Origin of the sequence: Paenibacillus sp. FSL R10-2734 (assembly GCF_037963865.1) — a bacterium.
Classification (GTDB): domain Bacteria; phylum Bacillota; class Bacilli; order Paenibacillales; family Paenibacillaceae; genus Paenibacillus_AQ.
Genome location: NZ_CP150170.1, coordinates 2,938,015 through 2,958,194, shown reverse-complemented (window position 1 = coordinate 2,958,194; position 20,180 = coordinate 2,938,015). Strand labels below are relative to the sequence as shown.

Annotated in this window: 21 protein-coding genes; 1 reads left to right on the top strand and 20 read right to left on the bottom strand. The window is 45.6% G+C overall.

The window, feature by feature from the left end:
* Nucleotides 1-104 precede the first annotated feature (104 nt).
* The 13 genes from dinG to NSS67_RS12825 form a co-directional block, all read right to left on the bottom strand.
* A complete protein-coding gene (dinG, locus tag NSS67_RS12885; protein ID WP_339319894.1) occupies nt 105-2,975 on the bottom strand; it encodes an ATP-dependent DNA helicase DinG in 2,871 nt (956 codons plus the stop codon).
* Between the two features lie 125 nt (nt 2,976-3,100).
* On the bottom strand, nt 3,101-3,742 hold the full coding sequence (locus NSS67_RS12880) for a hypothetical protein (protein WP_339319893.1): 642 nt from the start codon (nt 3,740-3,742) through the stop codon (nt 3,101-3,103).
* Nucleotides 3,743-3,856: 114 nt separating this feature from the next.
* Nucleotides 3,857-4,240 (bottom strand): aspartate 1-decarboxylase, encoded by a 384-nt coding sequence (panD, locus tag NSS67_RS12875; RefSeq protein ID WP_339319892.1) that lies wholly within the window; start codon nt 4,238-4,240, stop codon nt 3,857-3,859.
* Entirely contained in the window at nt 4,233-5,123 is an 891-nt protein-coding gene (gene panC, locus NSS67_RS12870; protein ID WP_339319891.1) for a pantoate--beta-alanine ligase, read from the bottom strand. Before panC ends, panD begins: the two co-directional genes overlap by 8 nt.
* Before the next feature lies 1 nt (nt 5,124).
* Nucleotides 5,125-5,991 (bottom strand): 3-methyl-2-oxobutanoate hydroxymethyltransferase, encoded by an 867-nt coding sequence (gene panB, locus NSS67_RS12865; RefSeq protein ID WP_339319890.1) that lies wholly within the window; start codon nt 5,989-5,991, stop codon nt 5,125-5,127.
* 337 nt (nt 5,992-6,328) lie between these two features.
* Nucleotides 6,329-7,129, bottom strand: coding sequence for a biotin--[acetyl-CoA-carboxylase] ligase (locus NSS67_RS12860; protein ID WP_339319889.1), 801 nt, complete (start codon nt 7,127-7,129; stop codon nt 6,329-6,331).
* A complete protein-coding gene (locus tag NSS67_RS12855; RefSeq protein ID WP_339319888.1) occupies nt 7,119-8,582 on the bottom strand; it encodes a CCA tRNA nucleotidyltransferase in 1,464 nt (487 codons plus the stop codon). Before NSS67_RS12855 ends, NSS67_RS12860 begins: the two co-directional genes overlap by 11 nt.
* The gene (gene bshA, locus NSS67_RS12850) at nt 8,518-9,675 is read right to left on the bottom strand and encodes an N-acetyl-alpha-D-glucosaminyl L-malate synthase BshA (protein WP_339319887.1); all 1,158 of its coding nucleotides are present in this window, start codon (nt 9,673-9,675) and stop codon (nt 8,518-8,520) included. Before bshA ends, NSS67_RS12855 begins: the two co-directional genes overlap by 65 nt.
* A gap of 23 nt (nt 9,676-9,698) precedes the next feature.
* Nucleotides 9,699-10,406: a bacillithiol biosynthesis deacetylase BshB1 gene (bshB1, locus tag NSS67_RS12845; RefSeq protein WP_339319886.1), complete on the bottom strand. Its 708-nt coding sequence runs from the start codon at nt 10,404-10,406 to the stop codon at nt 9,699-9,701.
* Nucleotides 10,403-10,825 (bottom strand): methylglyoxal synthase, encoded by a 423-nt coding sequence (locus NSS67_RS12840; protein ID WP_339319885.1) that lies wholly within the window; start codon nt 10,823-10,825, stop codon nt 10,403-10,405. Before NSS67_RS12840 ends, bshB1 begins: the two co-directional genes overlap by 4 nt.
* A 15-nt stretch (nt 10,826-10,840) precedes the next feature.
* Nucleotides 10,841-11,644 carry a 4-hydroxy-tetrahydrodipicolinate reductase gene (gene dapB / locus NSS67_RS12835; protein ID WP_339319884.1) on the bottom strand — a complete coding sequence of 268 codons (804 nt, stop codon included), beginning with the start codon at nt 11,642-11,644 and terminating at the stop codon, nt 10,841-10,843.
* Nucleotides 11,645-11,680: 36 nt separating this feature from the next.
* Nucleotides 11,681-12,202, bottom strand: coding sequence for a tetratricopeptide repeat protein (locus tag NSS67_RS12830; protein ID WP_339319883.1), 522 nt, complete (start codon nt 12,200-12,202; stop codon nt 11,681-11,683).
* 59 nt (nt 12,203-12,261) lie between these two features.
* The gene (locus NSS67_RS12825; RefSeq protein ID WP_339319882.1) at nt 12,262-12,591 is read right to left on the bottom strand and encodes a nucleotide pyrophosphohydrolase; all 330 of its coding nucleotides are present in this window, start codon (nt 12,589-12,591) and stop codon (nt 12,262-12,264) included.
* 169 nt (nt 12,592-12,760) lie between these two features.
* Between NSS67_RS12825 and NSS67_RS12820 the strand changes: the two genes are divergently transcribed.
* Nucleotides 12,761-13,630 carry a YitT family protein gene (locus NSS67_RS12820; protein WP_339319881.1) on the top strand — a complete coding sequence of 290 codons (870 nt, stop codon included), beginning with the start codon at nt 12,761-12,763 and terminating at the stop codon, nt 13,628-13,630.
* A gap of 126 nt (nt 13,631-13,756) precedes the next feature.
* Here the strand turns inward: NSS67_RS12820 and NSS67_RS12815 are convergent, their stop codons facing one another.
* From NSS67_RS12815 to NSS67_RS12785, 7 genes are all read right to left on the bottom strand, one after another.
* On the bottom strand, nt 13,757-14,656 hold the full coding sequence (locus NSS67_RS12815) for a sporulation protein YpjB (protein WP_339319880.1): 900 nt from the start codon (nt 14,654-14,656) through the stop codon (nt 13,757-13,759).
* A 156-nt stretch (nt 14,657-14,812) separates the two neighbouring features.
* A complete protein-coding gene (locus tag NSS67_RS12810; protein WP_339319879.1) occupies nt 14,813-15,460 on the bottom strand; it encodes a DUF1405 domain-containing protein in 648 nt (215 codons plus the stop codon).
* 93 nt (nt 15,461-15,553) lie between these two features.
* On the bottom strand, nt 15,554-16,426 hold the full coding sequence (locus tag NSS67_RS12805) for a c-type cytochrome (RefSeq protein WP_339319878.1): 873 nt from the start codon (nt 16,424-16,426) through the stop codon (nt 15,554-15,556).
* A 26-nt stretch (nt 16,427-16,452) separates the two neighbouring features.
* Nucleotides 16,453-17,124, bottom strand: a complete 672-nt coding sequence (locus NSS67_RS12800; RefSeq protein ID WP_042129529.1) for a cytochrome b6 — start codon at nt 17,122-17,124, stop codon at nt 16,453-16,455.
* 6 nt (nt 17,125-17,130) lie between these two features.
* Nucleotides 17,131-17,691 carry a ubiquinol-cytochrome c reductase iron-sulfur subunit gene (locus NSS67_RS12795; protein ID WP_339319877.1) on the bottom strand — a complete coding sequence of 187 codons (561 nt, stop codon included), beginning with the start codon at nt 17,689-17,691 and terminating at the stop codon, nt 17,131-17,133.
* A gap of 240 nt (nt 17,692-17,931) precedes the next feature.
* Nucleotides 17,932-18,351, bottom strand: coding sequence for a DUF2487 family protein (locus NSS67_RS12790; RefSeq protein ID WP_339319876.1), 420 nt, complete (start codon nt 18,349-18,351; stop codon nt 17,932-17,934).
* A gap of 1,493 nt (nt 18,352-19,844) precedes the next feature.
* A complete protein-coding gene (locus NSS67_RS12785) occupies nt 19,845-20,024 on the bottom strand; it encodes an IDEAL domain-containing protein (RefSeq protein WP_042129535.1) in 180 nt (59 codons plus the stop codon).
* Between the last annotated feature and the right edge of the window lie 156 nt (nt 20,025-20,180).

Here is a 20,180-nt window from a genome sequence, read left to right as displayed (position 1 = left end):
CTTTTTTTCAAATCCTAACAAAAATTCCGTACCTCGTCTCAATGAAGAGCGGTATTCTTAATTCTTATACCGCCCTTCATTTGTAGAGTGATCACAAACTGAAGTTATACGTTTCGGGAAACGCCTCCGTCCTCCAACCACTCTGCTATACGAGGAACCATTTGATCCGTTAGCATATGCTCCATTTTCGGGCCAGGCAGTGAATAAAGGAAATACTTCCCATAGTGAGATTCTATAACCCTTGTGTCATAAACAATAACAATACCCCGATCCTGCGCTGTCCGTACCAGTCTTCCGAATCCTTGCTTAAAGCGAATAACTGCCTGAGGAACAGACAACTTCATGAACGGATTCTTTTTCTGGGCTTGCAATAACTCCGACTTCGCTTCCGCTAGTGGATGATTCGGCGGTTGGAATGGGAGCCTCACGATGGCCAAACAGGTTAGCGCTTCACCCGGAATATCTACACCCTCCCAGAAGCTGCTTGTTCCTAGCAGAACTGAGGCTGCACTGTCCTGAAAACGGCGGATAAGCTTGCTGCGGCTGCCCCCTTCCACACCTTGACCTAGCACCGTAATCTCCTGTGAGGCTAGAGCCTCTTTCAGAGGATCATAAACCTGGCGCAGCATCTTGTAAGAGGTAAACAGGACAAGCATCCGCCCGCGGGTTGTTACCGCCGTTTCCGCTAGCGACTGAACGAGTGTATCCACAAAACGTGCATCTCCCACACTACCCTTCACACTAGGAAAATCACGCGGAATAACCAGCAGTGCCTGTTCCCGATATTTAAATGGTGAAGGTAGTAGCGATGTCATCAGTCGCCCTTCTTCGGCAGCCTCATTTAATCCTAGATTATCAATCATAAACTGAAAAGATTTATCGACTGAGAGCGTCGCTGAGGTTAACACGATACTTTTCTTCTTATCGAAGAAGAGATCCTTAAGCTGGGTACTTACATCAACAGGGACGGCATACATCTGTAGCGATTTGCTGCGATAATTTCCATTCGCCTCCAGCCAATATACTACATTCTCGTCGTTTAATCCCATAAAAAACCGTATTTGCTCACGTATAGAAGCTAAATCCTTGAATAAGCCGCTAATATCGGTAACTAGACTGTCTGATGATGATTGGCCTTCTTGATCGCGCATCTCATTAAGCATTTTATCACCCTTACGGATAATTTCACTTAATGTCAGATTTATAGTATTCTCTAAAGCAACCAATTCATCCCAATCTTTCGGTTTCCGAGCAGGAAGTAAACGCATAACTAATTGTCCAGCTTCTCCCGCCGCTGCATCACTGCGTTCCGGCAAAAGGCTGAACAGTTTGTCACTAAGTAGATCCCAGGTTTCTTTTATGGTAAGCAGATCTGGATAGATTCTATCAATGACTCCGCTCCATTCAGAAGCTTCCTCGCTGCCTGATGACTGAAGCATTTGGCGAAGAGTAGGAAGCTGGCCGTTTCGACTATCTTTGTAAAGACGCGATAGCGTATGCGCCACCGTGAAATGCTTCATATGCATACCTAAATGCTTGCCAGCTACATCCTCCAGATGATGGGCCTCATCAATCACAAGATGCTCATAAGCTGGGAGCAACTGATGACCCGCCTTAACATCCGCGAACAGCTTAGAATGGTTCGTAATGACCACGTCAGCAATACCCGCTTCGTGCTTAGCCCGGTGATAATAACATTTGCGGAACCATGGACACGAACGGCCTAGACAGGAATCGGTATCACTTGCAACCGTCTCCCAGAAATCACCGCCTCGACCGCTTAAATTGAGCTCTTCATCATCTCCAGATTCACTTTGAGTCAGCCATACGATCATCTGAGCCGCAGTAAGCGCGTCTTCCCTTGGGCTTATAAAGTCCTTTTTGTTAATTTTATGTTCAAACTTACGCAGACACAAATAATGTCCTCTACCTTTAAAAATCGCAGCTTTAAATGGAAAAGGAACTACCTGCGTTAACAAAGGAATATCTCGCTCCCGTAATTGGTCCTGCAAATTAATGGTATGAGTGCTGACCATGACCTTTTGATCGGTGCGAACGCTTTGATAAATAGCAGGCAACAAATAACCAAGCGATTTGCCGGTTCCTGTTCCTGCTTCGATCAGAAGATGTTTGTCTTCAGCAAGTGCCGTCATCACATCATTGATCATAATATCCTGAGCTTCTCGGCTTTCATACTGCGGTAAAGTGTCTTTAAGCCGTTTAGTTACTTCATCCATATAATCTGTAAAAGATAAATTCTCTAACGGATTCTCACCATGCCCATCCCTAGGAGAAGCTAACTCATTCCAGTCTCCCACAGCAAGCGCTAATTGACGATAGAAAGTCAGATCACCTTCGGGCTGAAGCGTCTCCGCTTCCCGTTCACGCAGTAGACCATCAAAATACCAACCTAAATCACTATCCTCTTCGGTAAACAGCTCACAAAGTCTCTGGATGATCAGCAGAGGCAAATCGTAGAGCTCCTCCAGACATTTCAGCAATACAAGAGCAGTTGCAAGTGCATCACTGTCTGCCTGATGTGGGCGATCATGTGTCACTCCAAAATGGGAACTGACCGATCCTAGTTGATAGGATGTGAGAGAAGGAAAGCAGATTTTCAGAAAATCAATCGTATCCAAAATCCGTCCTTGAAATGGCAGATATCCACATCGATCTAAAGCATTTTGCAAAAAATGGAAATCGAATGCGACATTATGCCCTACAAGCACAACATCATCCAACAGCGGAACAAGCTCCATCATCATCTCATCCAGCTCAGGCGCATCCTTTACATCATCGTCGGTAATCCCCGTCAGACCAGTTATAAAAGGAGGTATCGGCGTTCCGGGCTTGACGTAGGAACCATATACCCGGGAGATGGACCGGTCTTCTTCTATAATTGCAAGGCCAACCTGGATAATTTCACCCACGGATTGGGTTCCCGTTGTTTCAAAATCAAGCACGGCAAATTTCATTATAATTCTATTCCCTTTCAATTGAGACTCTTAATCAGCATAACAGAAGTTGCGAAAAAAGGCGATGCACACCACTGGTTTAGGGGATGCATCGCTTGAATGAAAGTGCGGAATTAAAAAATATTTTACAACAAAGAAACGAGCTGATTTCCGAAATGAAGCTTTCCTCCTCGGCGGCGGCAAACCTCCAAATTAACGGTTGGCTCAGGAAGTGCCGGGTCAAGCTGCAAAGAAAGGCCGAACAGCTCCTGCGCTTCATTGAAACGTTCCTGAGATGCTCGTATGCAGCCTAAAGCATTGTAAACCATTGCTTTCAGCTTATTTTCCCGTATCAAACTAAGCATATGGTTCAGATGACCCCAAGCTGTTTCCCCATCCCCTTCCTGTAGGTAAGAAATGGCTAAATATAATCGGGCGGCCAAACTATCCGGATATTGCAGGATAACTTCCTTAAACTGTTCAATACATTTTCCATACATCAAGAGCTTATAATAACCCTGACCTCTTACAAAAGTATCCATACACAGCTCGGGTGCTTCCTGCTCTGGCAATTCCTCTTCGACCACCGACGTAAAATCCACACTCTCGCGAAAGTGACTAAGCTTCTCAGCAAAAGCCAGCCATTCGTCCATCACTTTATCGCTTAGTCTATGCAGCATATTATAATTGCATAAAAGCTCATTCCGGCGGGCACCCTCCGCTGTAGGGTAATCTGTAACGATTTCCTGAAGCACCTTGTTCATTTCAGCAAACAAATGTTGAAACATGGGCTATCCCCCTCTTACTGAAGATGAAATCAGTTCAGCTTGCCTGACTTCATTTTCTGCGAGATCGGGGACTTTCATCCCTGCCATTCATTACATGGCGTATGTTCATTATATTTAAGCGATTGTAGCATGCAATTCATGATCTGCCAGCTTCACGGGTTTGTTATTTTCATCCACGAATACCACTGTTGGCTTATGGGACTTCAGTTCTTCAGAGGACAACATCGCATACGAAATGATAATGACTGTATCTCCTGGATGAACAAGACGAGCGGCCGCACCATTTAGACAGATCACTCCACTACCGCGAGGCCCAGGAATGACATAGGTTTCTAACCGTGAACCATTATTGTTATCCACGATCTGCACTTTTTCATTCTCAAGAATATCTGCCGCTTCCATTAAATTCTCATCAATGGTAATACTACCCACATAATTCAAATTCGCTTCTGTCACCGTCGCGCGGTGAATTTTGGATTTCATCATATGTCTAAACAAGAGCGGCAACCTCCTTTGGAATAAATACATTATTGTCAATTAAGCGTGTTCTGCCAAACTTCACGGCAAGCGCTATAATAATTTCCCCATTCACTTCCGATAAAACAACCTCATCGTTCAACCCTTCAAGATCAGGGAACGTTAGGATCTCCGCATAATCGATCACCGCTAAAGGTGAGCTGGAAATAACCGTGTTTAAGATTTCCCGCACTTCAGCAGCCGTTCTTACCTTACCTTCTTCGATGGACTGACGCGCTTCTCGAAGAGAACGGGATAACACCAAAGCCTGACTGCGCTCCTCTGAAGATAAGAAAACATTACGTGAGCTGAGTGCCAGCCCATCCGCTTCGCGAACGATAGGACAAGGTACAATTTCAACATGCATATTCAGATCGGACACCATTCGGCGGAGCACAGCGACCTGTTGAGCATCCTTTAGCCCAAAGAAGGCATAATCCGGCTGTACGATATTGAAGAACTTATTAACCACTGTTGTTACACCATCAAAATGCCCTGGTCGAGAAGCCCCACAGAGCCGAGTGGTAAGCTCCGATACCGAGACAGTAGTTCGGGTAGGCTGTGGATACATTTCTTCCACACTGGGGATAAATACAATATCCACTCCCTCGCGTTCTGCCAGCTCCAAATCACGCTTTTCGTCACGCGGATAGGAATCATAATCCTCATTGGGTCCGAACTGCAGCGGGTTCACAAATATGCTCATAACCACCGTGTTGCTCATTTCTCCAGCCCGACGAAGCAGACTGGCATGTCCTTCATGCAGGTAGCCCATCGTTGGAACAAACCCAATCGGGGTATGCCCGCCTTGTCTCATATATTCCAAAGCTTCGCGCAGCTGCTCAATGCTTCTAACAACTCTCATCTTATTCCCCTTCCTTTCCGGCACCGCCGTATAAAGATTCCAGAACGGTTTCATCAGCATTAAAAACATGACCTTCATCCGGGAACGAGCGGTCTTTCACTTCCTGCACATATTGGCTGATGCCCTCACGTATCATATTACCCACATCCACATATGTTTTGACAAAACGTTTCTCGCGGTATGGTGAGGCATAACGCAGCAAGTCATGGAAAACCAATACCTGTCCGTCACAATAACGTCCTGCACCTATCCCAATGGTCGGAATGCTCAGCGCCTCTGAAATCGCTTGTGCTACTTCTTCTGTCACCAGCTCCAGTACCACTGCATAAGCACCGGCTGCTTCAAGGGCCTTAGCCTCATCCATCAGGCGTTTTGCATCCTTCGCATCTTTTCCTTGAATGCGGTAACCACCAATCATATTTACCGATTGAGGCGTTAGCCCAATATGACCCAGAACAGGAACTCCTGCAGCTACAACCGCAGTAACTGTCTCACAAATTTCGAGACCGCCTTCCATTTTGACAGCATGAGCCCGCCCTTCCTGCATCAATCTGCGCACACCTCGCAAGGTCTCATCAATACTTCCGTGATAGGTCATAAATGGCATGTCTGCCACGATGAACGTTTTTTGTGCTCCCCGGGTTACTGAGCGCGTGTGGTAGACCATATCGTCAATCGTAACTGGTAAAGTTGTATCATACCCAAGTACCACATTTCCCAAGGAGTCACCCACTAGGATAAGGTCGATACCTGCTTCTTCAGCTAATAAAGCCGATGGGTAATCATAAGCGGTCAGCATACTCAACGGCACACCTTCTGCTTTCATTTTTTTCATTTTTACAATATTAAGCGCTTGTTTGTTCGCCATTTTTCTCTTCGTCCTCCTTTTTGAAATTACATCCCCGTAAAAATCGCAACAAAAAAACCTTTTAGCAATGATTTGCTAAAAAGGTCCGAAGGGCAAAAAAGAGTCACTCGCGATCGTCCCTTCTGTCTCGGTCCTTACGGCTCAGAGCAGAATCCAACGTAACCGTCTAACGCAGTTATGAAGGTGATTCCAGTAATAAAAATATTATTAATTACATCAGATCAAGAGTACAGTTCGCAAAACGATACCGCCTCCGATCCATAGTATATCAAAAAGAATGTGGAATTACACGAAAAAAATATGACAAGGAATGACACCCCTGTCATATAGAAAAGGCCTATAAAAGTTCAATTTCCCCTGAGCATACGTTAGAGATCTTCCCTGAGCTATTCTTAAGCAGCAATCCACCCAGGTCATCCAGACCTACTACAACTCCTTCCGAACGCCCCTGAGGGCTATTCAGAGCGATCTGGCGACCCAAGGTGACTGACATCGACTCCCACAGCTCTTTTATAGGCATAAAACCTTGTTTCATGTATAGATTGTAGTGCATCTCAAGTTCATCCAATACAGCTCTTACCAGCTCCGAACGGTCAATAGGAACACCACCCCGCTGAATCTGAAGTGAAGTAGCTACTTCCTTCAGATGATCGGGATAATCATCTTCAGTCATGTTCGCAGAAATTCCAATCCCAGCGATACAATAATGAAGCTCCCCTTCACTTAGAGAAGATTCGAGCAAAATTCCACATATCTTACGACCACCCGCAAGCAAATCATTCGGCCATTTAATGCCGGCATCTACTCCGGTTACTTGGCGAATCGCTTTACAGACGGCAACCCCAGCCAGCAGTGTTAATTGAGGCGTCTGTAACAAAGGTAAATTTGGTCGCAATACTATACTCATCCAAATGCCTTTGCCACGAGGAGAAAACCATTTCCTCCCCATTCGCCCCCTAGCACCGATTTGTTCTTCAGCGATTACAGTTGTACCCTCTGGTGCACCGCTTTCTGCCAATCTTTTGGCTTCCTCCTGAGTGGACACGACAGATTCCAGGAGCTGAACTCTGTCTATCCAATTCGAATTGGAAGCTTTTTGCTTCAATTCGGTTAGCGACAGCGCTTTATCATAGCTCATGACCATCCATCCTTTTTGCTTCAAGCAGCAATACTTGTTTATTGTTTAGAAGATCACCAGATGCAGTCGCTTGCAGAAGTGCGTTCAGCATATTTCCGAGCCAAGGACCCGGACGCTTCTCAAGCGCTTCCGCCACCTCATTACCTGTAACTGCAAGCTCTGAGAGGCGTTTGAGCGGCATCTGAGCGATCCACTCCGCTGGGACGGTGACAGCGGGCGAGACTTCTGAGTCCGCTGAGGTGTTGACAGCGGGCGAGACTTCCGAGACCGCTGAGGTGCTGACAGCGGGTGAGTTCTTTGAGTCCGCTGGCGGGTTCGCAGCGGGATGAGCGGCTGCTGGCAAGATAGCCAGCAGCGAGAGCCACCCTTCGGCGGCTTCCACGCCGAAGGACAGCACTGCGGCGATCCAGCGCCGCCGCAGTAGATCTGTGCCGCCTGGTTCCCCCGGCGGCACCGCCTTCAGGGCAGCGGTCCAAGCTTCGCGGACCCGCAGCACCTGGACGACGCTGGTCCGCGTCGTCCCCGAGAACGTCCATGCCCGCAGCAGCTCATCGGCCTCCTGGGCCGACTGCTTCAGGGCATGTAGGAGAAGCGCCCACCGCAGGTGGGCGCTTTCCAGTTCCCCTATCCCGGCCGTTAAGGCGGCAGCAGCCGCCAGATCGGTTCCGGTCCAGGGGAACGGGGCTTTGCCGCGCGCGAGCAGCTCGCAGCGCGCCAGCATAGCGAGGCCGCGCCGAGGATGCGGCCCCTCTACGATGCGTTCCAGCTCCGCGCGGACACGCTCCACAGCAATATGCGCTAGTCTTTCTCGCTGGCGCAATAGCCCCCTCCACGTATTCTTGGCGATGGAGAAATCTAACACCGATGCGAAACGAACGCAGCGAAGCATGCGAAGTGCATCCTCATCGAACCGCTCCTCCGCATCCCCCACACAGCGGATCACACGAAGAGCTAGATCCTTCTCACCACCGAAGGGATCAATCAGATCTCCACCCAGCCCGCAGCATATAGCGTTAATCGTAAAATCACGACGACGAAGATCTTCCTTCACATCGCTTACGAATTCAACATGGTCCGGACGACGATGATCGACATAACCACTTTCTGTTCGGTATGTAGTCACTTCAAACCCATGTCCATCCTGAAGCACAGTGACAGTCCCATGTGCTAATCCTGTCGGAACACTGCGTGCGAAGATAGCTATCACTTCCTCCGGCAATGCTGAAGTTGTAATATCCATATCATGCACTGGCCTGCCCAATAGCTCATCGCGAATGCATCCTCCGACCCAAAAAGCCTCATGGCCGTTTTGAGTTAGCTCAGAAATTACATTTTCCGCGGCAAGAGCCATAGCGGATGGCGCCATTTTCCATTCCATTACGAACTCCTTACCCCCTGACTGTATCCAGTCTAGGCACCTTGCGCCCCAGCACACGGTAATATATATCTTCATACTGACTTGTAATCGAATCTTTACAGAAATCTTTGCAGGCCGTTTCCAGACAAGCTTGGCTGAACTGCTGCACCATACGATCATCCGATAGGAGTTTGATTGCATAGTTCGCCATAGTTTCTGTATCACCAACCGGGGCAATGAATCCTGTCTTTCCATGTTCTATAAGCTCCGGGATACCTCCGGTTTGAGAACCTATAGTCGGTACGCCACATGCCATCGCTTCCAGCGCAACCAGACCAAAGCTTTCCTTCTCTGAAGGCAACAGGAGCAGATCAGCCAACGAAATCACTTGAGCGATCTCATCCTGTCTACCTAAAAAGCGCACTTTATCTTCTAGACCCATTTCACTGATCTTGGCTTGAATCTTAGGAAGATCTGGCCCTTCGCCAACAAGCAGCAGACGTGAAGGTATTTCAAGATTCACTTTAGCAAATATATCCACCACATCACTCACCCTTTTGACTGGGCGGAAATTACTGATGTGCATTAGGATCTTCTCATCAGAAGAAGCAAAATCTCCCCGTAGGTTCGTTACATCCCGTGGATAATAGACACGATGATCTACAAAGTTATAAGTGAGATCGATCTCGCGTGTGATATCCAGGACATCTCGTGTTTCTCTAATGAGATCCTTCGATACAGCTGTTACTGCGTCACTTTCATTAATTCCAAGACGGATTAGATCTTTTAGTGATTCATCCTGTCCAAGTACCGTAATATCAGTGCCATGCAAGGTCGTTACAACTTTTATATCATTACCTAGCATCTGCTTCGCAAGGAAAGCACACACAGCGTGCGGAACGGCATAATGAACATGGAACAGATCCAGATTCTGCATTTTGGCAACTTGGGCCATCTTAGTAGCAAGTGCTAAATCATAAGGAGGATATTTGAATACATAATAATCGTTAACCTCTACCTCATGGTAAAAGATGTTCTTCTGAAACTTCCCTAGCCGGAACGGGATACTATGTGTAATAAAATGAACTTCATGTCCCTTTTCGGCTAAGAGTTTTCCTAATTCAGTCGCTACTACGCCTGAGCCGCCAAGAGACGGATAACAGGTAATACCTATTTTCAAACGATCCATACTCCGTCCCCTTCTATACTTTATTAAGTATGATCCCCCGCAGTAAACAGATCTACTGCATAAGGCACTTTTGTTGCAAACCCTTCTGCATAGGGAATGAGTCTCCGCTGTCCAAGCAACATGTCTCTGGAGCGAACACGTTCAATGTAGCCTTCCGTTAATGGTGTAGATACAGCATCGGCACCTAGCGGCTTTGTAAACTGGGAGCGATAGCAGGACAATGCCTGCTCCTTCACCCCATATTGTTTAGTAACATCTACAATAAGATCCGTACGTCCTAAATCATTTATAAAATAAAAAAACAACTGTGGAGCTGGAATTGCTGGCTTGTCCGGCATATATTTACGTAGCTTGGCATTAAAGACAGCCTCTTCTACCAGCTTACTGCATGCAATATGATCAGGATGACGATCTTCCCAATAAGGAGCAAAAACAATCGCAGGAGCAAACCGGCGAATTTCTGCTGTCACAGCTGCCACATGTTCTTCCGTAATAAAAAGTCCTCTGTCAGATAGACCTAAATTCGTCCGCACCGATACGCCAAGCAGATCAGCAGCTTGCTGCGCCTCTTCCTTACGTAGCTCTACAGTACCGTTCGAGGACATTTCCGCTGCTGTTAAATCACACAGACCCACTTGAAGTCCTGCAGCGGTATGTTTTGCAATCGTTCCTGCCATACCGATCTCCGCATCATCCGCATGAGCTCCAAATACAAGAATGTCTAGCTTCATTCATCAACACCTGGTTTGTACTTATGAACTAGTTCACGCCAGGCAAAATCACCGCGATCAATCGCCTTCACAAGCACCTCAGCTGTAGCGATATTCGTAGCTACAGGTATACCGTAAACGTCGCATAGACGAAGTAAAGCTGTAATATCTGGCTCATGTGGCTGTGCCATTAATGGGTCACGCAAGAAAATAATAAGATCCAATTCATCCTGTGCTACCATCGCGCCAATTTGCTGGTCTCCACCTAATGGTCCTGACATATAGCGATGAATTTTCAAGTTAGTCACATCCATGATCCGTTGGCCCGTAGTTCCCGTAGAAAACAGTTCGTGACCTACAAATACATGCTCATAAGCCAATACAAAATTTACCATTTCATCTTTTTTGCGATCATGTGCAATAAACGCGATCTTTAACATGGTGTTCTCTCCTGTCTATTCTATAAAGTGCTCAAATCCATAGATCAAGCCGGTATATCCCATTACCTTCTGAATCCCCATCTTAACGCCTGGCATATATCCTGCTCGCTCATAAGAATCATGCCGGATTTTTAATGATTGTCCGAACCCACCAAAAATCACTTCTTCTTGAGCAAACACGCCAGGAAGACGGACACTATGTATCCGGAATCCATTGTAATAACCTCCACGGGCACCTTCAATGGTTTCTTCTTCATTAGGGTTGCCTTGACGAAGTTCTTCCCGTACTTCTGAAATCATCTCTGCCGTTTTGATTGCAGTTCCGGATGGAGCATCCAATTTCTGGTCACCATGATATTCGATAATTTCCAGATGCGGGAAGTACTTTGAAGCTTGGGCCGCAAATTTCATCAAAAGAATAGCCCCAATGGAGAAATTCGGAGCAATGAGTCCGCCTATCCCCTGCTCTTGACACTGCTTGTCCAGTTCCACAATTTGCTCCGGTGTGAATCCGGTTGTACCGATAACCGGACGCACTCCATATTTAATGGCTAGCGCTGTATTCGTATAAGCCGATTGCGGTATAGTGAAATCGACCATAACATCTCCATTGCTTCCCGCGAGGGCAGCCTCAAGATCTGAAGTTACAATAACGCCTGAGTCTTCTAGACCTACCAGACGGCCTGCGTCAATATCCATCGTTGAACGATCTACCGCAGCTGCTAGCTCCAACTCTTCGTCCTGCAGTACAAGTTTAACAACCTCTTTACCCATTCTCCCGCCTGCGCCGGATACGATAACTCTGATCTTGTTGCTCATATCTTTTCTTCCTCGCTCTCACTGGTTATATAGTTGCTACTGCATATACGATTGTATGGATTTCTGAAGGTCTACCATCAATTCTCGCAAGCCAGAATCATCCGGATGTAAAGAAATCACTTCTTTCAAGGCAGCCATTGCCTGCATATGTTCATTCACCCGACTATACGCGATGGCAAGCCATACATAAGCATCCCCATATAAAGGATCAAGGGTAATAGCCTCTTTCAGCAGCGTGATCGGATGATACGGGTTACGAGTTTTGTTATCTTCATCTTCTATCAACCGTTTAGCTTCCTGAACATGCATCATAGCCTGCAAATGCTGTAGATGTAGACTATACTCAGGTTTGCTGCCATCTAACTTCATAGCGGCCTGAGCATGAACTAAAGCTTTATCTAGCATACCACTGCGGGCATACGTTATGGAACAACGATATCTGACTTCAGCATCAGCCGGACTTGCTGCAATCGCGGCTTCGAAGCAAACAATAGCTTCCGCAAAGTCACTTCTCAATATAGAGCGATAGGCTTCTCTTACATAATCTCTTTGATCCATATACGCACCATCCTCACGGCTAAATCCCGTTCGTTTGGTACAGCATATGTTATGACGGCCTAATCGGTGTCTTTTGGCGTCCAACGTCCCGCATCTCGGGTATTAAACTTATGCATAACCTTATTATGCGCTTCTGTCAGATCAATCCCAAGAGAATTTGCAAAACAAACGGTTATAAACAGAATATCTCCCAGTTCAAGCTCAATAGAATTCTCGGCTTCATCAGACTTCTTCGGCTTCTCACCAAATTCATGATTGACTTCACGGGCCAACTCTCCGACTTCCTCGGACATGCGGGCCAACATAGACAGCGGACTGAAGTAGCCTTCTTTGAACTGCGATATATAAGCGTCTACTTCCCGCTGAATGTCACTAAGACTTTTGTCCATAAAATGTATCTTTGCCCCCTCTGAATATCTTGCCTTCTGTTTGCCCCTATGTTATCGTAAAGACGTTTTGAAGACAAATCTTTTTTGAATATTTTAACACCCGCAAGAAAAGGTATACTTATTATAGGAAAAGAAAAACTGCCTTTAACAAGGCCTAACGAGGGATACCATGAATTCAAACAAGGTAATTACAATTAGCAAAACAGTTGCTCCCATCATGCTCGGAACCGCAATATATGCATTCGGACTACTGTATTTCATTATTCCCAGTCAACTAATGGAAGGCGGCGTAACAGGAATCACACTACTCCTTAATTATGCCTTTGACATTCCAATCTTTTTAACAACGCTACTGATCAATCTCCCATTGTTTCTCCTGGGTTGGAAAGTCTTAGGTGGCCGCCAAATTGTGTACACAGGTGTAGGGATCGGGTCTTTGTCGCTTTTCTTGTGGATCTTCGAAAGATTGATCTCTGCTGGATGGATTGTACCATTCAGTACCGAACATGACTTTATTCTTGCTGCGCTGTACGCAGGAGTAACGCTCGGAACAGGGCTTGGGATTGTATTCCGTTTTGGCGGCACTACAGGTGGCGTAGACATTGTTGCAAGAATTCTTGGACGGAATTTCGGCTGGAGCATGGGGCAGATTATTCTGGCTATCGATATCTTCATTATCGGCTCTTCCATCTTCTATATTCCCAAAGAAAAAATACTATACACACTCGTTGCAGTATTTATCGCCTCACGTGTCATCGATTTTATTCAGGAAGGCGCCTATGCCGCAAAAGCTTTTACAATCATTAGTGATGAGGCACCCCAAATCGCCGATCTAATTACAGCAGAACTAGAACGAGGGGTAACGCTCATCCCCGCGATCGGTGCGTATTCCAAGCAAGCCAAGCATATGGTGTACTGCGTGGTTTCTAGGCAGGAAATTCGCCGGCTTAGTCTACTGGTCAAATCCATTGATCCGCATGCATTCGTTATTATCAGTGATGTGCACGACGTACAGGGCGAAGGATTTAGAGAAACATAAAATATCCCCAAAAAGTGTTGCTTTGCTTCGATGCGTACTCTGGTACATTGCGGGGGCCCCAAATTCGTTACCAAAAAGGAGCGGGAAAGAATCCCGCTCCTTTTTATTATTTATCCAAGTATTTCACTACACTGGCTTGAAGTTCTGATTCTCTCCACGGTACTTACGGTAGCCCGCATACGCTAATACAGCAATAATAAAGCTTGCGGCTAACCCTCCCCAAATCCCGAATTCTTGCGATGCCAGCGGCAACGACAAAGCTGGTTCATCCTTCTCTTTTCCGAACATCACCCGTACCGCGTCCTGACCGTAAGACACAATTTCAAGCAACCGGGTCCGTTCGATTTTATGTGAGGAAGAAGGAATACCCGCTACATATGAGAGCCAAGAATCAAAGGCATTTACTACTTCTGGTTGCCGGGAAACGATCACCGCAGGCCGGATATTTTCGTACCTACCCTGTAGCCTCTCTACAGCCGTTCTCCATCCTACCAGATCATTTGCAGCACCACTTTGCTCCATCGCATTTAAATCCTCACGAATTAGCTTATAATACTGAAGCCAAATGGGCTGCCGAGGTTGATTCAGACTGTTGGCGGCTAACCGCAACCTGGTGGCTGTTGCCTCCAATTGCTGCTGCGATACTTTTGCGCTTGCCATAGCAGCCTTCAGGTCCATAATGACCCCAGACAACGCATTAATGCCCTCCACAGAGGTCATTCCTTCAAAGGAAGAGGACACAAAGATCCTGGAGATCTCTTCAGTCTCTTGACGTAACTTCATCAAATCCCCTTCCAAGACATACCCATACAATGCCTCAGCGGCTTGTTCTAGCTGCTGTGCTCCAGTCTTTCCACTCATCACTGTCAAACCGATGCCCGAACTAACGTCGGCGCTTTGCTTCGAAACATTTTCAGAACCTTCACCAGCATCCCCTTGCGCTGCTGAAGCTTTTACAACACTCACGCTGGTCATTAGCCAGCAGAATACTAAAACAACCAATACATAATATCTCCCGCGGAGCATGAGACATCCCCCTCCTACCTAAGAAGAAACGACGTTGTCGTCTTTTTAAAGACGATATTCGTTTCTCGTAAAATTATAAGGATAACGTATAGTATAAAACTTATACTTCTTATAATTCTAAATGTATGGCAGGAGGACAAGGGTTAGAACTGCTTACTATCGTCTATTCTTAAACTGATAGATTGACTCTTCTGGTCTTTGTCTTCTACTAAACAACCAAGCAGCAACAACACTAAATACTGTAAGTGCCATTGTGAAGTATTGCACCTGGGTGACATCATCATTCAGTACAGAAGGTAACCATGGGTATATTCCGTACGAATAGTCCAGCATATCGTTAGCCAGGGTCCAGAAGAGTGCTAGCGGAATCATTTTACGGAAAGAAAAGAATCGTGCATAGATCAAGGCTTCTACCGCCATGCCCAAATGGGAGACAACCAACATCCAGTCTTTCCAAACTAGAACATCTCCTTGATACCCTCCAGCAAAAATGATACTTACTGCCCATAACCCATACTTCACAGAAGTCACCACTGCTAAAGCTTCAATAAGCTCTCTTACGTTGTTTCCCGTATAGCTTTTAGGAGGAAATAGCATTAGTAACAGCGCCAAGGTAAAGAACAAGCTCGCGGTTGGACTATCTGGAACAAACGGGAGCAACCAAAGAGGATAGTTAGCCGCCGTGAACTCCAATTGATTGCCATACCATATGTAGCCATAAATTGTACCGAGAAGATTCACAATAAATAACAACCATATGATTCCTCGGTGCTTAAACAGTTTATCAAACCAATGAACTGACATACAGATTATTAACCTCCCAAGTAGTGGCAACTTTACATTTAGACATACAAAAACCTGACCGCAGTTTCGATCAGGTTTTGCGTTATTATTATTTTACTGTTCGCTTTTTTGTTTGGCAAGCCAGTCTGCCAAGGCATCAATGTCTTGATCCGAAAGCCCCGCTCCCAGAGCAGTATCATACATCTTCGGCATCTGCCCTTGACCCTCTTTTATAATAGTAAGGATTGCTTCTTTGTCATGGGTGTCCCCAACGCCGCGAAGTGAAGGTCCACCAGCCCCTTTCAAATCCGCTGCATGACAGGAGATACATGTGGCTTGTTTATACAGTGCCATAGCTGGATCATCCTTATCCACAATCGCTATTTCCTTTGCCTTAACAGCACTCGAGGTCGGAAGACCCTTCGCCCTATTCTCCGCTGCCTTTTCTTCCCGTTGAATATCTTCAGGAATTTGACCGGTTTCAGCCATTTCATGTTTGTATTCAGTCCAAGCCGTGTTCGTTAAGTACACAATCGCCGCAAGTGACAAGAACATTAACGAGGAAGCGATCGGTCTACGATAGAAGCGACGCTCTCTACCCGTATCTAGAAAAGGAGCCAACAGCAGCGAACCAAAAGCTACACCAGTTACTCCTAATGTACCAAGCACGATATAATCACCAGAAGCATATGGAAGCTTCAAATACTGATAGAGAAACAAGAAATACCAGTCAGGAATTGGGATAACTGTAGCACTCGCATTCGCTGGAAACCCTAGCGGCGCTGGCTCAGAAATAGTAAGCACTAATATTCCTACAAGTACAACGACGCCAACCATCCATTCTTTCAGTAGAAAGTTAGGGATAAAGGCTTCCGATTTACCAGGATAGGCTGAATAGTCTGGAGGTGTAACAAAGCCGTTCCCTCTGCGAACCCTGGAATCACCGACGTATACAACCTTTTCCTTAGAATTGTTTCCATGTGCCATCCGTATTCCTCCTCTCTGAGTTTAACTTACAACGGTCCAGAAATCCCTTGTCTGCGGATCATAATAAAGTGTCCTACGAGCAGACTAAGAAGCACCGCTGGGAGGAAGAATACATGTAGTGCGAAAAACCGAGTCAACGTTTCTGCACCAACAATCGTACCGCCTTGCATAAGTTCTTTCAGTACGGGTCCCATCACTGGAACAGAGTTGGCAATTTCGAGTGTTACCTTTGTTGCAAAGTAAGCTTTATTGTCCCAAGGCAATAAGTAACCCGTTAAACCGAGCCCGAGCATTACGAAGAAAATGAGCATTCCAACCACCCAGTTCATCTCACGTGGAGCTTTGTAAGAGCCTGTAAAGAAGACACGCATCGTATGAAGGAACATCATGACAATTACTAGACTGGCACCCCAGTGATGCATTCCACGGACAATTTGTCCAAAAGCAACACTAGATTGTAAATATTCAACACTAGCATAAGCATTGATAATGTCTGGTACATAATACATCGTTAAGAACATACCCGATAAGATCTGAATCACTGTAATAAAAAAGGTCAGTCCGCCAAAACAATACACAAACGCAGAGAAGTGATGGGCCGGGTTAACATGCTCAGGAACCTCGTGATCGGCCACGTCCCTCCAAATTGGCGTAACATCCAAACGTTCGTCAATCCAGTTATAGACATTTTTAAACATCAGAACCTACGCCTCCTCACTAGCTACTGTATTAGGCACAATATCACCCAAAAGAACCCACCCGTTATCAAATTTCGTTTTATACTGGTCAAGCGGTTTTGGAGCTACTTCGAGATTTTTGCCGAGTTTGGTATAACGCGCACCGTGGCAAGGGCAGTGATACTCGTCCGGATGTGCCTTATCATTGTTCCATCCGACCGTACAGCCTAAATGTTTACAAATGGGTGAAAGCGCATAAATATCACCCTGTGCGTCTTTACGGATCCACGCAGTCAATGATGCTGTGCTGTCGTACCATCCGTCCTTCTGTTTCAATTCAAACGTAAACTCTTGGGGCTCTTCGGTGATTTTGCTTATTTCAGCAACCTTTATAAATTCTCCTGCGCCCTTCTTATGTAATATTGGGTCCACGACAAAACGGACCATTGGGAGAATTGCACCTGCCCCCATAAAAGCAGTAGCGCCACCTAACGTGTAGGTCAAAAATTGCCTGCGCGACATCTCTTTACGGCTGGGTGGTTGTTCTTGTTCAGGCCAAATATCCTGTTGATCATTATGGCTGCTCATACTGTTATATAACCCCCTTCTCAAGATATAAGAAAGTATCTAGTGGTGTCCGATCAGAGATGCCTTACTATAAATAATCCGTTTTCAAATCTTTTCAATGAAATACATCACATACCATTTCGATTCAACCTAATAATAGCTTAGGCTCCAAAACCCGTCAAGAATATTGTCTAATTTGTGACAGGCCAAAAAGTGAATTTATCTTATAATTGTTGATTTTCTGTCACATTTGAAAGACGATCACCGTCGCCACATCTCTTGAATTTTCAACCCAATATTACTGTTTATCTTACCTTCCTGAGAGGCCTCAATGATAGGCAGAGAGAGTACTAAATCGCTTTCAACAATTTCTATCTCCTGAAGTGCTATATCCGCTGTTAACACAACAGCATACTGGAAACCACTGGATTTGACTTTTCGGCAAACCTCATTGATTAAATCGACATATCCTCCCCCTCCATACTGAATTGCTGGATAAGTTACAATACGTCCCTTAAACGGTATTTCCACTAAATCCATGAAATCACGCAATCTCTCTAATGCTTGAACCGTCTCAGGAGGGCTCTCGGACCCACTTAATCCTGTAAAAGGTATGAGACATGTATCATAGAATTTTCGATTCTCTTCCCATTGCTCCACTTCGAAATCACTGAATTTCATTTATGTCCATCTCCCTTTATACGATCCTTCGCCGCTTCCACTTTTCACAAATTTTGCCCGAAGTTATAAATCCCATTATATTGAAAGAGAAGGACACACGTCTAGATTTAGATTTTCACTCGTCTTCCTTCACGCTCAAATGATACAGAAAGCTTCATTACTCCATTAGAAAAATTACAACGAATAAACAAGAAAAACGCCTGACCGCGTCCTTGGAGGTAGAGTTGCAAGCTGAGTACTCCGTAATTCCGTAATTCCGTGATTCCGTAATTCCATACTCGTATCCATATACACCTTCGTAGTGAGGTTCCGCTTTCGGACCGTATGGCCTTTATTTCGATTAAATGAGCACATATATTAGGGGCGGACCGTATTGAACTTATTCCCTAATAACAGCCCATTTCCGGGTAATTTGGGGTGAATAACAGTGCTGGCTTGTTTACGTTACCGGCGGCACATTGTGTTCGTTTTTTCGCATACATTTGGCTCGTTACGTTACCGATGGCACATTGTATTTTCTTTTTCGCATACATTTGGCTTGTTTACGTTACCAGCGGCACATTGTATTCGCTTTTTCGCATACATTTAGCTCGTTTACGTTATCGGCGGCACATTGTGTTCGTTTTTTCGCATACATTTGGCTCGGTTACGTTACCGATGGCACATTGTATTCGCTTTTTCGCATACATTGGCTTGTTTACGTTACCGGCGGCACATTATATTCGCTTTTTCGCATTCATTTGGCTCGTATGCGTTACCGACGGCACATTGTATTCGGTTTTTCGCATACATTTGGCTCGTTTACGTTACTGGCGGCACATTGTATTCGCTTTTTCGCATACATTCGGCTCGTTGACGTTACCGGCGGCACATTGTATTCGCTTTTTCGCATACATTTGGCTCGGTTACGTTACCGATGGCACATTGTATTCGCTTTTTCGCATACATTTGGCTTGTTTACGTTACCGGCGGCACATTGTATTCGGCTTTTCACATACATTTGGCTTGTTTACGTTATCGGCGGCACATTGTATTCGGTTTTTCGCATACATTTGGCTCGTTTACGTTACTGGCGGCACATTGTATTCGGCTTTTCACATACATTGGCTCGTTTACGTTACCAGCGGCACATTGTATTCGATTTTTCGCATACATTTGGCTCGGTTACGTTAATGCGGCACATTGTATTCGCTTTTTCGCATACATTTGGCTCGTTTACGTTACCGGCGGCACATTGTATTCGCTTTTTCGCATACATTTGGCTCGGTTACGTTACTGGCGGCACATTGTATTCGGTTTTTCGCATACATTTATCCGTAAGCTCGACTAAAACATGCATTTCGGAGGATATAAGGCCCGTTCGGTTTTTAGAATCTGACGTGCGACTCTCGTTTTTTCCATGTCTCCTGCTTCTTCACGTTCATTCCCGCCCTCCTCTTTCTTCGGATAATTTCCTAAACAATAAAAAAAAGAAATGCGCTAAGCGCATTTCTTTATGCCAAACTTTTAAGTTCTTCTGTAAGATTTCGAAAAGCCAACTTATCTCCTGTAGCCAGAGCCGTGTCGATCTCACGGTGCAAGATGTCGGAGCGACGCTTTCGCAGCGCTTCATCCCACACCATTTCTGCCGCAAGTCCTAGCATCACTTCATACGTAGCCTTCATTTTGTCCATTCGATACACCTCCGCTATTTAAGAGATCCTTATCTCTTCGATATTTTGATATCCATCCAGATGATTATGTTTTCGGTTTCAAAAGAGGCGTCACCTACTAAATCATATTCAACAATCCTGTCTACGTTCTACATATTTGCCCAATCTACTCAATAC

What these genes read in the sequence shown, in the direction of transcription:
- dinG (WP_339319894.1), bottom strand. Translation starts at nt 2,975, where the DNA reads ATGAAATTTGCCGTGCTTGATTTTGAAACAACGGGAACCCAATCCGTG.
- NSS67_RS12880 (WP_339319893.1), bottom strand. Translation starts at nt 3,742, where the DNA reads ATGTTTCAACATTTGTTTGCTGAAATGAACAAGGTGCTTCAGGAAATC.
- panC (WP_339319891.1), bottom strand. Translation starts at nt 5,123, where the DNA reads ATGAGAGTTGTTAGAAGCATTGAGCAGCTGCGCGAAGCTTTGGAATAT.
- panB (WP_339319890.1), bottom strand. Translation starts at nt 5,991, where the DNA reads ATGGCGAACAAACAAGCGCTTAATATTGTAAAAATGAAAAAAATGAAA.
- NSS67_RS12860 (WP_339319889.1), bottom strand. Translation starts at nt 7,129, where the DNA reads ATGAGCTATGATAAAGCGCTGTCGCTAACCGAATTGAAGCAAAAAGCT.
- NSS67_RS12855 (WP_339319888.1), bottom strand. Translation starts at nt 8,582, where the DNA reads ATGAAGATATATATTACCGTGTGCTGGGGCGCAAGGTGCCTAGACTGG.
- bshA (WP_339319887.1), bottom strand. Translation starts at nt 9,675, where the DNA reads ATGGATCGTTTGAAAATAGGTATTACCTGTTATCCGTCTCTTGGCGGC.
- bshB1 (WP_339319886.1), bottom strand. Translation starts at nt 10,406, where the DNA reads ATGAAGCTAGACATTCTTGTATTTGGAGCTCATGCGGATGATGCGGAG.
- NSS67_RS12840 (WP_339319885.1), bottom strand. Translation starts at nt 10,825, where the DNA reads ATGTTAAAGATCGCGTTTATTGCACATGATCGCAAAAAAGATGAAATG.
- dapB (WP_339319884.1), bottom strand. Translation starts at nt 11,644, where the DNA reads ATGAGCAACAAGATCAGAGTTATCGTATCCGGCGCAGGCGGGAGAATG.
- NSS67_RS12830 (WP_339319883.1), bottom strand. Translation starts at nt 12,202, where the DNA reads ATGGATCAAAGAGATTATGTAAGAGAAGCCTATCGCTCTATATTGAGA.
- NSS67_RS12825 (WP_339319882.1), bottom strand. Translation starts at nt 12,591, where the DNA reads ATGGACAAAAGTCTTAGTGACATTCAGCGGGAAGTAGACGCTTATATA.
- NSS67_RS12820 (WP_339319881.1), top strand. Translation starts at nt 12,761, where the DNA reads ATGAATTCAAACAAGGTAATTACAATTAGCAAAACAGTTGCTCCCATC.
- NSS67_RS12815 (WP_339319880.1), bottom strand. Translation starts at nt 14,656, where the DNA reads ATGCTCCGCGGGAGATATTATGTATTGGTTGTTTTAGTATTCTGCTGG.
- NSS67_RS12810 (WP_339319879.1), bottom strand. Translation starts at nt 15,460, where the DNA reads ATGTCAGTTCATTGGTTTGATAAACTGTTTAAGCACCGAGGAATCATA.
- NSS67_RS12805 (WP_339319878.1), bottom strand. Translation starts at nt 16,426, where the DNA reads ATGGCACATGGAAACAATTCTAAGGAAAAGGTTGTATACGTCGGTGAT.
- NSS67_RS12800 (WP_042129529.1), bottom strand. Translation starts at nt 17,124, where the DNA reads ATGTTTAAAAATGTCTATAACTGGATTGACGAACGTTTGGATGTTACG.
- NSS67_RS12795 (WP_339319877.1), bottom strand. Translation starts at nt 17,691, where the DNA reads ATGAGCAGCCATAATGATCAACAGGATATTTGGCCTGAACAAGAACAA.
- NSS67_RS12790 (WP_339319876.1), bottom strand. Translation starts at nt 18,351, where the DNA reads ATGAAATTCAGTGATTTCGAAGTGGAGCAATGGGAAGAGAATCGAAAA.
- NSS67_RS12785 (WP_042129535.1), bottom strand. Translation starts at nt 20,024, where the DNA reads ATGGACAAAATGAAGGCTACGTATGAAGTGATGCTAGGACTTGCGGCA.